13 protein-coding genes and 1 pseudogene are annotated in these 12,665 nt (G+C 72.4%); 13 read left to right on the top strand and 1 reads right to left on the bottom strand.

From position 1 onward, the window contains the following. Positions 1 to 4: 4 nt before the first annotated feature. Positions 5 to 2,053 carry an elongation factor G-like protein EF-G2 gene (locus tag BU198_RS39245; protein WP_188301508.1) on the bottom strand — a complete coding sequence of 683 codons (2,049 nt, stop codon included), beginning with the start codon at positions 2,051 to 2,053 and terminating at the stop codon, positions 5 to 7. Positions 2,054 to 2,307: 254 nt separating this feature from the next. Between BU198_RS39245 and pgsA the strand changes: the two genes are divergently transcribed. The 13 genes and pseudogenes from pgsA to BU198_RS39310 form a co-directional block, all read left to right on the top strand. Continuing rightward, a complete protein-coding gene (gene pgsA, locus BU198_RS39250; protein WP_188301509.1) occupies positions 2,308 to 2,955 on the top strand; it encodes a phosphatidylinositol phosphate synthase in 648 nt (215 codons plus the stop codon). A 16-nt stretch (positions 2,956 to 2,971) separates the two neighbouring features. After that, entirely contained in the window at positions 2,972 to 3,955 is a 984-nt protein-coding gene (locus tag BU198_RS39255; protein WP_317620507.1) for a phosphatidylinositol mannoside acyltransferase, read from the top strand. Positions 3,956 to 4,027: 72 nt separating this feature from the next. Beyond that, on the top strand, positions 4,028 to 5,212 hold the full coding sequence (locus BU198_RS39260) for a glycosyltransferase family 4 protein (RefSeq protein WP_188301510.1): 1,185 nt from the start codon (positions 4,028 to 4,030) through the stop codon (positions 5,210 to 5,212). Between the two features lie 78 nt (positions 5,213 to 5,290). Continuing rightward, positions 5,291 to 5,659, top strand: coding sequence for a 5-carboxymethyl-2-hydroxymuconate Delta-isomerase (locus BU198_RS39265; protein ID WP_188301511.1), 369 nt, complete (start codon positions 5,291 to 5,293; stop codon positions 5,657 to 5,659). 29 nt (positions 5,660 to 5,688) lie between these two features. Next, positions 5,689 to 6,234: a hypothetical protein gene (locus BU198_RS39270; RefSeq protein ID WP_401087501.1), complete on the top strand. Its 546-nt coding sequence runs from the start codon at positions 5,689 to 5,691 to the stop codon at positions 6,232 to 6,234. Between the two features lie 128 nt (positions 6,235 to 6,362). Continuing rightward, positions 6,363 to 7,274 (top strand): pyridoxal 5'-phosphate synthase lyase subunit PdxS, encoded by a 912-nt coding sequence (gene pdxS / locus BU198_RS39275; RefSeq protein ID WP_188301512.1) that lies wholly within the window; start codon positions 6,363 to 6,365, stop codon positions 7,272 to 7,274. A 91-nt stretch (positions 7,275 to 7,365) separates the two neighbouring features. Then, entirely contained in the window at positions 7,366 to 7,989 is a 624-nt protein-coding gene (pdxT, locus tag BU198_RS39280; protein ID WP_188301513.1) for a pyridoxal 5'-phosphate synthase glutaminase subunit PdxT, read from the top strand. A 98-nt stretch (positions 7,990 to 8,087) separates the two neighbouring features. Further along, the gene (locus BU198_RS39285) at positions 8,088 to 8,846 is read left to right on the top strand and encodes a YebC/PmpR family DNA-binding transcriptional regulator (protein WP_188301514.1); all 759 of its coding nucleotides are present in this window, start codon (positions 8,088 to 8,090) and stop codon (positions 8,844 to 8,846) included. A 151-nt stretch (positions 8,847 to 8,997) separates the two neighbouring features. Next, positions 8,998 to 9,564 (top strand): crossover junction endodeoxyribonuclease RuvC, encoded by a 567-nt coding sequence (gene ruvC / locus BU198_RS39290; RefSeq protein ID WP_188301519.1) that lies wholly within the window; start codon positions 8,998 to 9,000, stop codon positions 9,562 to 9,564. Beyond that, on the top strand, positions 9,561 to 10,172 hold the full coding sequence (ruvA, locus tag BU198_RS39295) for a Holliday junction branch migration protein RuvA (RefSeq protein WP_188301515.1): 612 nt from the start codon (positions 9,561 to 9,563) through the stop codon (positions 10,170 to 10,172). Before ruvC ends, ruvA begins: the two co-directional genes overlap by 4 nt. 53 nt (positions 10,173 to 10,225) lie before the next feature. Then, positions 10,226 to 11,311: a Holliday junction branch migration DNA helicase RuvB gene (gene ruvB / locus BU198_RS39300; RefSeq protein ID WP_223245543.1), complete on the top strand. Its 1,086-nt coding sequence runs from the start codon at positions 10,226 to 10,228 to the stop codon at positions 11,309 to 11,311. A 260-nt stretch (positions 11,312 to 11,571) separates the two neighbouring features. Further along, the gene (yajC, locus tag BU198_RS39305) at positions 11,572 to 11,988 is read left to right on the top strand and encodes a preprotein translocase subunit YajC (protein WP_188301516.1); all 417 of its coding nucleotides are present in this window, start codon (positions 11,572 to 11,574) and stop codon (positions 11,986 to 11,988) included. Positions 11,989 to 12,135: 147 nt separating this feature from the next. Further along, positions 12,136 to 12,665 (top strand): annotated as a pseudogene (locus tag BU198_RS39310) (protein translocase subunit SecD); the annotation flags it as partial.

Here is a 12,665-nt window from a genome sequence, read left to right on the forward strand (position 1 = left end):
CGACTCAGTCGGTGTAGCGCTCGGCCAGGGCGGCGGGCATGGGTTCGTGGCGCAGGTAGGCGCGGGAGAACTCGGCGGTGCCGTGGGTGAGCGAGCGCAGGTCGGTCGGGTAGCGGACGAGTTCGAGTTCGGGGACCTCGGCGCGCAGCAGGGTGAGGCCGGCGGAGCCGGTCTCGGTGCCGAGGACGCGGCCGCGGCGGGCCGAGAGGTCGCCGAGGACGGCGCCGAGGTACTCGTCGGGCAGCAGGACGCTGACGGCGGCGACGGGTTCGAGCAGCCGGATGACGGCGTGCCCGGCGGCGTCGCGCAGGGCGAGTGCGGCGGCGTTCTGGAAGGACGCGTCGGAGGAGTCGACGGAGTGCGCCTTGCCGTCGGTGAGGGTGACCCGGACGTCGACGAGCGGGTACCCGGTGGTGACGCCCTTGGCGAGCTGGGCGCGGACGCCCTTCTCGACGGAGGGGATGAAGTGCTTGGGGACGGAGCCGCCGACGACGTGTTCCCGGAACTCGAAGCCGGAGCCGGCCGGGAGCGGTTCGACCTCCAGGTCGCAGATGGCGTACTGGCCGTGGCCGCCGGACTGCTTGACGAGGCGGCCGTGCCCGGCGGCGGCGGTGCCGAAGGTCTCGCGCAGGGCGACCCGGGGCTCGACGGTGTCGACGTGGACACCGTGGCGGGTGCGGAGGCGGTCGAGGACGACCTCGGCGTGGGCCTCGCCGGTGCACCAGAGGACGAGCTGGTGGGTGTCGGGGTTCTGTTCCAGGCGTAGCGCCGGGTCCTCGGCGGTGAGCCGGGCGAGGGCCTGGGAGAGCTTGTCGTCGTCGGCCTTGCTGTGGGCTTCGACGGCGATCGGGAGCAGGGGCTCGGGGAGGGGCCAGCCGTCGAGGGCGACGGGGTGGCCGGGGTCGTGGACGGTGTCGCCGGCCCGGGCGGTGGTGAGTTTGGCGGCGCAGACCAGGTCGCCGGCGACGGCGTGCGGGACGGGGCGCTGGAGCTTGCCGAAGGGGCTGGTGAGGCCGGTGACCCGTTCGTCGCCGTTCTGGTCGGCGGTGTGGGCGGGGCCGGCGAGGTGGATCCTGCTGTCCGGGCGCAGGGTGCCGGCGTACAGGCGCAGCAGGCTGATCCGGCCGACGTAGGCGTCGCCGGTGACGCGGACGACCTGGGCGGCGAGCGGGGCGTCGGGGTCGCACGCGGGGCCGGGGCGGGTGCGTTCGGTGGGGTCGGGGAAGGTGTGGGCGATCAGGTCGAGGAGTTCGGTGGCGCCGAGGCCGTTGTCGCTGGTGGGGACGGCGGGGTGGAGGGCGCAGGCGAGGACTTCGCGGCGCAGCCCGGCTTCGAGGGAGTCGGTGTCGAGGGGGTCGCCGGAGAGGTAGCGCTCCATGAGGGTGTCGTCCTGGCCGGAGATGGCCTCGACGAGGCTGTCGTGGGCGGGGGCGGTGTCCGGCAGGGGTTCGGCGTCGCCGTAGGTGTCGCCGGTGAGGAGGTCGACGCTGCCGTCGGGGTGTCCGTCGTGGAGGACGGGCAGGAAGAGCGGGCGGAGGGTGTCCGGGCCCAGTTCGAAGGCGTCGTGGCAGGCGGTGAGGATGTCGTCGAAGCCGGTGCGGGCGAGGTCGAGCTTGGCGACGGCGATGGCGCGGGGGATGCCCTCGGCGGCGCACTCGCGCCACAGGGCGCGGGTGGGGGCGGTGACCGGGTCGGGGGCGGAGACGACGAAGACGGCGGCGTCGGCGGCGTGCAGGGCGGCGCGCAGGTCGGCGGCGAAGTCGGGGTGGCCGGGCGGGTCGATCAGGTTGATCTTGACGCCCTTCCATTCGAGGGGGAGGAGCGCGAGCTGGACGGAGCGCTGCTGCTGGTGCTCGATGTCCTCGTGGTCGGAGACGGTGGTGCCGTCGGTGACGCGGCCGGCCCGGCCGGTGGCGCCGGCGGCGTGGGCGAGGGATTCGGCGAGGGTGGTCTTCCCCACACCGCTGGAACCGATGAGGACGACGTTGCGCAGGTCCTTCGGGCCGGTGACGGCGGGTGCCTGGCCGGCTCGTGCCGTGCTGCGGTCGGGCATCGGGGTCTCCTCCCGTGGCGCCGAGGCTGTCCTTGGCAGTCTAGGGTCGGGTCCGGGCGGGGCGCGTGTCGTACGGCCGGCCGGTGACCGTACGTGTGCGTGTCGTGGCGGGGTGCCGTCCGGCGGTGCGTGCGCCGGAGCGTGTCCCAGGCGTGGCTACGATGGGAGCGCCGGGCGGGCTGATCCGTCCGGTCGTCTGTCGTGTGTGCTGCGCCAGTCGGGTACCCGGGAGATTCGGAGCGGCTGGGAAGGCCATGCTCAACAAATACGCGCGTGCCTTCTTCACACGTGTTCTGACCCCGTTCGCCGCGTTCCTGATCCGTCTGGGCGTGAGTCCGGACGCGGTGACGCTGATCGGTACCGCCGGTTCGGTGGCCGGTGCGCTGGTGTTCTTCCCGCGTGGGGAGTTCTTCTGGGGCACCATCACGATCACGCTGTTCATCTTCTCGGACCTGGTGGACGGCAACATGGCCCGCCAGCTGGGCCGCAGCTCCAAGTGGGGGGCGTTCCTCGACTCCACCCTGGACCGGGTCGCGGACGCCGCGATCTTCGGCGGCCTGGCGATGTGGTACGCCGGGAAGGGCGACAACGACCTGCTGTGCGCGGTGGCGATCTTCTGCCTGGCGAGCGGCCTGGTGGTCTCGTACACCAAGGCGCGGGCGGAGAGCCAGGGGCTGCCGTGTGACGTGTCGGGGCTGGTGGAGCGGGCCGAGCGGCTGGTGGCCGGCCTGGTGGCGGCCGGGGTCTCGGGTCTGCACAAGTTCGGTATGCCGTACGTGGAGTGGCTGCTGCCGGTCGCGCTGTGGCTGGTGGCGGCGGGCAGCCTGGTGACGGTGTTCCAGCGGATGCTGACCGTGCGCCGGGAGGCGTTCGAGGCCGACCGAGCGGCGGCCGGGAGCTGATGGGGGGCGTCCTGCGGTGACGGACCGACTGGTGTACTGGGCGTACGCGCTGGGGTGGGGGCTGCTGAAGCACCTGCCGGAGCGGGCGGCCCGGGGGCTGTTCGATCGGCTGGCGGACTACGCGTGGCGCAAGCGCGGCAAGCGGGTGCTCCAGCTGGAGGCGAACCTGCGCCGGGTCCGTCCCGAGCTGGACGAGGCCGGGATGCGGGAGCTGTCCAGGGCCGGGATGCGCTCGTACCTGCGGTACTGGATGGAGTCGTTCCGGCTGCCGGTGTGGAGCCGGGAGCGGGTGGCCAGGGACGTCCAGGTGGAGGGCTTCGAGAACGTGCGGGCGCAGCTGGACGCCGGCCGCGGCGCGTTGATAGCGCTGCCGCACATGGGCAACTGGGACCTCGCGGGCACCTGGGTGGCACAGAAGGGCTACCCGTTCACGACGGTCGCGGAGCGGTTGAAGCCGGAGCGGCTGTTCGACCGGTTCGTGGAGTTCCGGGAGGGCCAGGGCATGGAGGTCCTGGCGCTGACCGGTGGGTCGGTGAACGTGATCGGCACGCTGGCGCGGCGGTTGCGCGAGGGCCGGATGGTCTGCCTGGTGGGGGACCGGGACCTGTCGGAGGCGGGCATCGAGGTGTCGTTCTTCGGCGAGCGGACCCGGATGCCGGCCGGTCCCGCGGCGCTGTGCCAGCGGACCGGGGCGGCGCTGATGCCGGTGACGCTCTGGTACGACGGTCCGGTGCTGCGCGGGATGATCCACCCCGAGGTGCCGGTGCCGGAGGAGGGCGACCGCAAGGAGCGCACCCGGGCGATGACCCAGGCGATGGCGGAGGTGTGGGAGCAGGGCATCCGCGAGCACCCGCAGGACTGGCACATGCTGCAGAAGTTCTGGCTGGCCGACCTGCCGGTCCGTGAGACGGTGAAGACGGAGCCCGCGGAGCGCGCGGAGACCGCCCCCGGGCACGGGCAGGCGGCTCCCGAACCCGCGGCCGGGGCCTCCGGGGCCTAGGGCCGATGCCGGTGACCCGGGGCCCGTTCGGAGCCCGCCCGCACGACTTGTCCGAAGGAGCTTGAGGAACCCGTGAAGATCGGCATCGTCTGCCCGTACGACTGGGACGTCCCCGGTGGGGTGCAGTTCCACATCCGGGACCTGGCCGAGCACCTGATCGGCCTGGGGCACGAGGTGTCGGTGCTGGCGCCGGCCGAGGACGACGAGGCGCTGCCGCCGTACGTGGTCCCGGCGGGGCGGTCGGTGGCGGTGCCGTACAACGGGTCGGTGGCGCGGCTGAGCTTCGGGATCCTGTCGGCGGCGCGGGTGCGGCGGTGGCTGCACGACGGGCGCTTCGACATCCTGCACGTGCACGAGCCGGCCGCGCCGAGCCTGTCGATGCTGGCCGCGTGGTCGGCCACCGGGCCGATGGTGGGGACCTTCCACACCTCCAACCCGCGCTCGCGGGTGATGATCGCGGCCTCGCCGATCCTCCAGCCCGGCCTGGAGAAGATGCGGGCCAGGATCGCGGTGTCGGAGTACGCCCGGCGGACCCTGGTGGAGCACCTGGGCGGGGACGCGGTGGTGATCCCGAACGGCGTGGACGTCGGGTTCTTCGCGGGGGCCGAGCCGGACGAGCGCTGGATGGGCCACGCGGCGAAGGGGGAGCCGGGCACGATCGGCTTCATCGGCCGGATCAACGAGCCGCGCAAGGGCCTGCCGACGCTGCTGGCGGCGCTGCCGGGGATCCTGGCCGAGCGCCCCGGGGTGCGGCTGCTGGTGGCGGGCAAGGGCGACGAGGAGGAGGCGGTCTCCGGCCTGTCGCCCGAGGTGCGCCGCCAGGTGGAGTTCCTCGGCATGGTGAGCGACCGGGAGAAGGCCAGGCTGCTGCGCAGCGTGGACCTGTACGTGGCGCCGAACACCGGTGGCGAGAGCTTCGGGATCATCCTGGTCGAGGCGATGTCGGCGGGTGCGCCGGTGCTGGCGAGCGACCTGGACGCGTTCAAGCAGGTGCTGGACGGCGGCGAGGCGGGCGAGCTGTTCCCGGTGGAGGACGCGGACGCGCTGGCCCGCACGGCGCTGCGGCTGCTGGGTGACCCGGTGCGGCTGGGGGAGCTGCGGGAGGCGGCCTCGCGGCACGTGCGGCGGTTCGACTGGTCGACGGTCGGCGCGGACATCCTCTCGGTGTACGAGACGGTGACGGCCGGCGAGGCGGCGGTGGTCGAGGAGGACGTCCGCAACGGGTGGCGCGGCCGGTTCGGCCTGGCCAGGGACTGATCCCCCCGGCGGCGGCTTCCGGGGGCCGGCGGGGTTAGGGTCGGGCGACCGTACCGCTTCACCGCATGGGGGCCTCCGATGCCGCAGATTTCCGTCGACTACTCGGCCCGGCTGGCCGGCACCTTCGACCGCCGGGGCCTGGGCCTGGCGATCAACCGGCTGGCGGAGACGACCATCGGCGCGAAGCCGGACTCCTGCCGGACGGTGTTCCGGCAGAGCGAGATGCTGCTGGTCGGCACCAGCGGGATCGCCGACGACGCCCAGGTGTACGTCGAGTTCCAGGTCTTCCCGGGCCGTACGCCGGAGGCGAAGGCGGCTCTGAGCGAGGGCGTGCTGGCGCTGCTGGCCGAGTACGTCCGGCCGGCGCCGGGGACCCGGCTGTTCACGGCGGTGAACATCGCGGACATCGACCGGGAGAGCTACCGGAACGCGACCGCCCGGGGCTGAACCGGTGACACCCGGTAACGTAGCGGCTCGTGACTACCTGGATCTGGGCCGGCGTGGCCGTGGTGCTGTTCGGCATGTACCTGAGTTGGACGGCAGGGCGCCTGGACCGGCTGCACGCCCGGATCGACGCCGCGCGGGCGGCGCTGGACGCGCAGCTGGTCCGCCGGGCCTCGGTGGCGATGGAGCTGGCGACGTCCTCGCTGCTGGATCCGGCGGCCTCGCTGCTGCTGCTGGACGCGGCGCACGCGGCCCGGCAGGCCGAGGACGAACAGCGCGAGGTGGCGGAGAGCCAGCTGAGTCTGGCGCTGCGGGCGGTGTTCGAGGAGCCGGAGCAGGTGGCGGCGCTGGTGGCCGAGCCGGGCGGCGAGGACACGGTTCGTGATCTGACGGCCGCGGCGCGGCGGGTGCCGATGGCCCGCCGGTTCCACAACGACGCGGTCCGGGCGGCGCGGGCCGTGCGGGAGCACCGGCTGGTGCGCTACTTCCGGCTGGCGGGGAAGGCACCGTTCCCGTTGGCGTTCGAGATGGACGATGCTCCGCCGCCCGCTCTTACGCCCGAGGGATCGCCTGCTTAGGGTGTCCCCCGGATACGGCCCGTTTGTCGTGTCCCGTCGTCCTGGCTGGACTTGGTGGCGCATGGAGGCGCGATCCGGTCTGCCTACCATAGGGCGATAGCACTGGTTCATTTCGAGTGAGGTCTCACGTGTCCACCACCCCCACCACCGCAGACCAGCCGCAGATCGGCACCGCCCGGGTCAAGCGGGGCATGGCCGAGCAGCTCAAGGGCGGTGTGATCATGGACGTGGTCAACGCCGAGCAGGCCAAGATCGCCGAGGATGCCGGAGCGGTGGCCGTCATGGCCCTGGAGCGGGTTCCGGCGGACATCCGCAAGGACGGCGGCGTGGCCCGCATGTCCGACCCGAACATGATCGAGGAGATCATCGCGGCGGTCTCCATCCCGGTGATGGCCAAGTCCCGCATCGGTCACTTCGTCGAGGCCCAGGTGCTCCAGTCGCTGGGTGTCGACTACATCGACGAGTCCGAGGTGCTGACCCCGGCCGACGAGGTCAACCACTCGGACAAGTGGGCGTTCACCACCCCCTTCGTCTGTGGCGCCACCAACCTGGGCGAGGCCCTGCGCCGCATCGCCGAGGGCGCGGCCATGATCCGCTCGAAGGGCGAGGCCGGCACCGGCAACGTCGTCGAGGCGGTCCGCCACCTGCGCCAGATCAAGAACGAGATCGGCAAGCTGCGCGTCCTGGACAACAACGAGCTGTTCGCCGCGGCCAAGGAGCTGCGCGCCCCGTACGAGCTCGTCAAGGAGGTCGCCGAGCTCGGCAAGCTGCCGGTGGTGCTGTTCTCCGCCGGTGGCGTGGCCACCCCGGCCGACGCCGCGCTGATGCGCCAGCTGGGTGCCGAGGGCGTCTTCGTCGGCTCCGGCATCTTCAAGTCGGGCGACCCGGCCAAGCGCGCCGCCGCCATCGTGAAGGCCACCACCTTCTTCGACGACCCGAAGATCATCGCGGACGCCTCCCGCAACCTGGGCGAGGCCATGGTCGGCATCAACTGCGACACCCTGCCGGAGACCGAGCGCTACGCCAACCGCGGCTGGTAGTCACCACCCTGAGCCGGCCCGCCGCAGCGCTTCGGCGCGCGGCGGGCCGCGCCACGTAGTCCGTCGTAACGATCGATTGAGGTTGAAGACCGTGAGCACTCCTGTCATCGGCGTCCTCGCCCTCCAGGGCGACGTCCGAGAGCACCTGGTGGCGCTGGCCGAGGCCGACGCGCTCGCCCGTCCGGTGCGCCGCGCCGAGGAGCTGGCCGAGGTCGACGCGCTGGTGATCCCCGGCGGGGAGTCCACCACGATGTCCAAGCTGGCGCTGCTGTTCGGCGTGATGGACCCGGTGCGCGAGCGGGTCGCGGCCGGGATGCCGGTCTACGGCACCTGCGCGGGCATGATCATGCTGGCGGACAAGATCCTGGACGGCCGCGACGACCAGGAGACCGTCGGCGGCATCGACATGACGGTGCGCCGCAACGCCTTCGGCCGCCAGAACGAGTCCTTCGAGTCCGGGGTCGAGTTCGCGGGCCTGGACGAGGAGCCGGTGCACGGCGTCTTCATCCGCGCCCCCTGGGTCGAGGCGGTCGGCGCGGGCGTCAAGGTGCTGGCCGAGCTGCCCGCCGCGGACGGCCCGGAGAGCCGGATCGTCGCGGTGCGCCAGGGCAACCTGCTGGCCACCTCGTTCCACCCGGAGCTGACCGGCGACCACCGGGTGCACGCGTACTTCGTGCGGATGGTCGAGGAGCACCTCGCCGGGGCCGCGCACTGACCGTGTCGGCCGCGCGCTGACTGTGTGCGTCTCACCGGTGACGACACCGGTAAGATCTCATCTGTTCATTTCCCTTTGGCGACGTAAAGGAGCTGGCGATGTCCGGCCACTCTAAGTGGGCTACCACCAAGCACAAGAAGGCCGTGATCGACGCCAAGCGCGGCAAGCTCTTCGCCAAGATGATCAAGAACATCGAGGTGGCTGCGCGCACCGGCGGTCCCGACCCGCAGGGAAACCCGACCCTCTACGACGCCATCCAGAAGGCGAAGAAGAGCTCGGTCCCGATCGACAACATCAACCGCGCCGTCAAGCGCGGTGGCGGCCTGGAGGCCGGCGGCGCCGACTACCAGACCATCATGTACGAGGGCTACGGCCCGAACGGCGTCGCGGTCCTGATCGAGTGCCTCACCGACAACCGCAACCGCGCCGCCTCCGACGTGCGCGTCGCGATGACCCGCAACGGCGGCTCGATGGCCGACCCGGGCTCGGTGTCGTACCTGTTCAACCGCAAGGGTGTCGTCGTCGTCCCCAAGTCCGACGGCGTGGACGAGGACAAGCTCTTCGAGGTCGTCCTGGACCAGGAGCCGGACGAGATCAACGACCTCGGCGACTCGTTCGAGATCGTCTCCGAGGCCTCGAAGATGGTCGCCGTGCGCACCGCGCTGGTCGACGCCGGCGTCGACTACGACTCGGCCGAGGCGAACTTCCTCCCCAGCATGCAGGTCGAGCTGGACGTCGACGGCGCCCGCAAGATCCTCAAGCTGATCGACGCGCTGGAGGACAGCGACGACGTGCAGAACGTCTTCGCCAACTTCGACATCTCCGACGAGGTCGGCGCGCAGCTCGACGCCGAGTGACACGCCTTCGGTCGATCGACGGCGAGTGACCGTTCTCACTGCCCGGCCCGGTGGTCCCTGGACCACCGGGCCGGTGTCGTCGGTGGGGTTGTCGGACCCGGGCGGTAGCCTGCGGAGGTCCTTCGTGGCGAGCAGCAGGGAGACGGGACGAGTGGTACGGGTACTGGGCGTGGACCCGGGGCTGACCAGATGCGGGGTCGGCGTGGTCGAGGGCGCGCCGGGCCGGCCGCTGCGGATGGCCGGGGTCGGCGTGGTGCGCACCCCCGCCGACGCCGAGATCGGGCAGCGGTTGCTGCTGGTCGAGCAGGGCATCGAGGCCTGGCTGGACGAGCACCGGCCCGACCTGGTCGCCGTCGAGCGGGTCTTCGCCCAGCACAACGTGCGCACCGTGATGGGCACCGCGCAGGCCAGCGCGGTCGCGATGCTCTGCGCCACCCGGCGCGGCATCCCCGTCACCCTGCACACCCCCAGTGAGGTCAAGGCCGCCGTCACCGGCTCGGGCCGGGCCGACAAGGCGCAGGTCACCGCCATGGTGCAGCGCCTGCTGCGGCTGGACGCACCGCCCAAGCCCGCCGACGCCGCCGACGCGCTGGCGCTGGCCATCTGCCACATCTGGCGCGGCGGGGCCACCAACCGGCTGGAGGCCGCGGTGCAGGCCGCCCGCACCACGTCCCGCACCAGCCCCCGTACCACTTCCGTGAGAGGCACCGTCCGATGATCGCCTTCGTGCAGGGGCCCGTGGCGGCCATCTCCTCCGGGCTCGCGGTGGTCGAGGTCGGCGGGGTCGGCATGGCCGTGCAGTGCACCCCGAACACCCTGGCCGGGCTGCGGCTGGGCGAGCCCGCCCGGCTGGCCACCTCGCTGGTGGTCAGGGAGGACTCGCTGACCCTGTTCGGCTTCGCGGACGACGACGAGCGGGCCGTGTTCGAGATCCTCCAGGCCGCGCCCGGCGTCGGCCCCAAGCTGGCGCAGGCGATCCTCGGCGTGCACAGCCCCGACGCGCTGCGCGCGGCGATCGCGGGCGGCGACGAGAAGGCGCTGGTCGCCGTGCCGGGCATCGGCAAGGCGAAGGCGGCCAAGCTGCTGCTGGAGTACAAGGACAAGCTCGGCGCCCCGCACGGCGCCGTCCCGGCGCAGAAGCCGATCGCCGCCGGCCCGGCACCGTGGAGCGAGCAGCTGCACTCCGCGCTGACCGGTCTCGGCTACGCCCCGCGCGAGGCGGACGAGGCGGTCGCCACCGTCACCCCGGAGGCCGAGGCCCAGGCGACGCCGGACGTCGGCGCCCTGCTCCGGCTCGCCCTGCGCGGCCTCAATCGCGCCCGCTGACCATCTGACGATCTGTCCCTTTGTCGACACCGGAGACTCTGGAGCCCGCGACGATGTACGACCCGGAACCCGCGGACCGGCTGGTCACGGCTGCCGCCGACGGTGAGGACCAGGCGGTGGAGGCGGCGCTGCGTCCCAAGCTGCTGGACGAGTTCATCGGCCAGGAGCGGGTGCGCGAGCAGCTGTCGCTGGTGCTCCAGGCCGCCCGCAAGCGCGGCAGCGCGCCCGACCACGTGCTGCTGAGCGGGCCGCCCGGACTCGGCAAGACCACCCTCTCCATGATCATCGCCGCCGAGCTGGGCGCGCCGATCCGGATCACCTCGGGTCCGGCCATCCAGCACGCGGGGGACCTCGCGGCGATCCTCTCCTCGCTCACCGAGGGTGAGGTGCTCTTCCTCGACGAGATCCACCGGATGTCCCGGCCGGCCGAGGAGATGCTCTACATGGCGATGGAGGACTTCCGGGTCGACGTGATCGTCGGCAAGGGGCCGGGCGCCACCGCCATCCCGCTGGAGCTGCCGCCCTTCACCCTGGTCGGTGCCACCACCAGGGCCGGCCTGCTGCCGCCCCCGCTGCGCGACCGCTTCGGCTTCACCGGGCACATGGAGTTCTACGCCCCGGCCGAGCTCCAGCGGGTGGTGCACCGCTCGGCCGCGCTGCTGGACGTGGAGATAGACCCGGCCGGCGCGGCCGAGATCGCCGGGCGCTCGCGCGGCACGCCGCGCATCGCCAACCGGCTGCTGCGCCGGGTCAGGGACTACGCCCAGGTCAGGCACGACGGGGTGGTCACCGTGGAGATCGCCGCCCAGGCGCTGGACGTCTACGAGGTGGACGCCCGCGGTCTGGACCGGCTGGACCGCGCGGTGCTGGGCGCGCTGCTGCGGCTGTTCGGCGGCGGTCCGGTCGGTTTGTCGACACTCGCGGTCGCCGTGGGGGAGGAGTCCGAGACGGTCGAGGAGGTCGCCGAGCCGTTCCTGGTCCGCGAGGGCCTGCTCGCCAGGACCCCGCGCGGGCGGATCGCCACCGCCGCCGCCTGGCAGCACCTCGGCCTGACTCCACCGGCGCAGACCCACCCGGTCCAGACCACTCGGGGAGGCGTCCCGGCCCAGTCGGAGCTGTTCCCGGCCGATGAGAATTGACCGCCATCGGCTGAACGGGTGACTCGGCCCGGTCGGTTCCCGCCCGGTGCTTCCCTGTCGGCACAGGGAGGAGCCCGGAACGAAGTCCGGGGAATCCGTGCAGGAGGAGGCTCGCCACTTTCGGCGGCATGATGCGATGCTTGGCGTTGTCCGATCGATTCGGGGTCGCCTAGACTCCGCCGGACCGCCCCTCTCACCTGACGGGCCGACCAATACCACACAGGCCGCCGGCCGGCGGCCCGTAAAGGACCCTGGCTGCAGTGAACCTCATCATCCTTCTCCTCCCGATCATCGCGATCGTGCTCATGTTCCGGTCGCAGAAGAAGCGCCAGCAGCAGCAGCAGCAGATGCAGACCTCGCTGGAGCCCGGGGCGGGGGTGCGCACCATCGGCGGCCTGTATGCCCAGGTGAAGGCGGTCAACGAGGAGACCATCGAGCTGGAGATCGCTCCCGGCGTGGTCACCCACTTCACCAAGAGCGCCATCGCGGCCGTCCTGGACCCCCTGGAGTACGACGCGATCATCAACGGCCGCCCCGCGGATGACGAGCTGCCCGAGCCGGAGGCCGAGGAGGCCGAGCCGGCCGACGCCGAGCCGGCCGAGGACAAGCCGCTGACGCTCACCAAGGACAGCGCCGCGAAGGGCGATGCCGAGGGCGGGGCTCCCGCGAGCAAGTAGTACGGCCGGGCAACCCGCCCGGCCGCGCGGCGCAGTGCCGCGAGCCCACAGGATCTCAGGGCCGCACAACCGCCGTACCCCCGTCCTGCCATGCGCAGGCCGGGGGTACGGCCGGGGAAGTGGCATGGACAGGGAGAAACGAGCAAGGTGGCAACACCCAAGTCGCGCCCGCGCGACGGCTACCCAGGGCGGGCGCTGGCCCTCATCCTGGTCGTCACCGTCGGACTGGTCGCCCTCATGTTCGGGACGGGCACCACCAAGCCCCGGCTCGGGATCGACCTCGCCGGTGGCACCAGCATCACGCTGACCGCGAAGTCGACCGATCCCAAGGCGCTCAGCAAGTCCAACATGGACACCGCCGTCGGGATCATCGAGCGTCGCGTCAACGGGATGGGTGTCTCGGAGGCGGAGGTCCAGACCCAGGGCTCGGACACGATCATCGTGAACATCCCCAAGGGCGGCGACCGGCAGAACGCGGCGGACCAGGTCGGTACCACCGCGAAGCTGTTCTTCCGTCCGGTCCTGGCCGTGGCGCCCAGCGGCGTCACCGCTCCGGAGCCCACCGGCACCCCGTCCGCCGGCGCCACCGGCACCCCCGCGGCGAACCCGTCCGCCGGCGCCACGACCGGCACCCCGTCCGCGAGCGCCACCAAGCAGGGCCGCGCCGAGAGCGAGGC

Source organism: Streptomyces sp. CBMA156 (assembly GCF_014596515.1).
In the GTDB taxonomy this organism is placed as follows: domain Bacteria; phylum Actinomycetota; class Actinomycetes; order Streptomycetales; family Streptomycetaceae; genus Kitasatospora.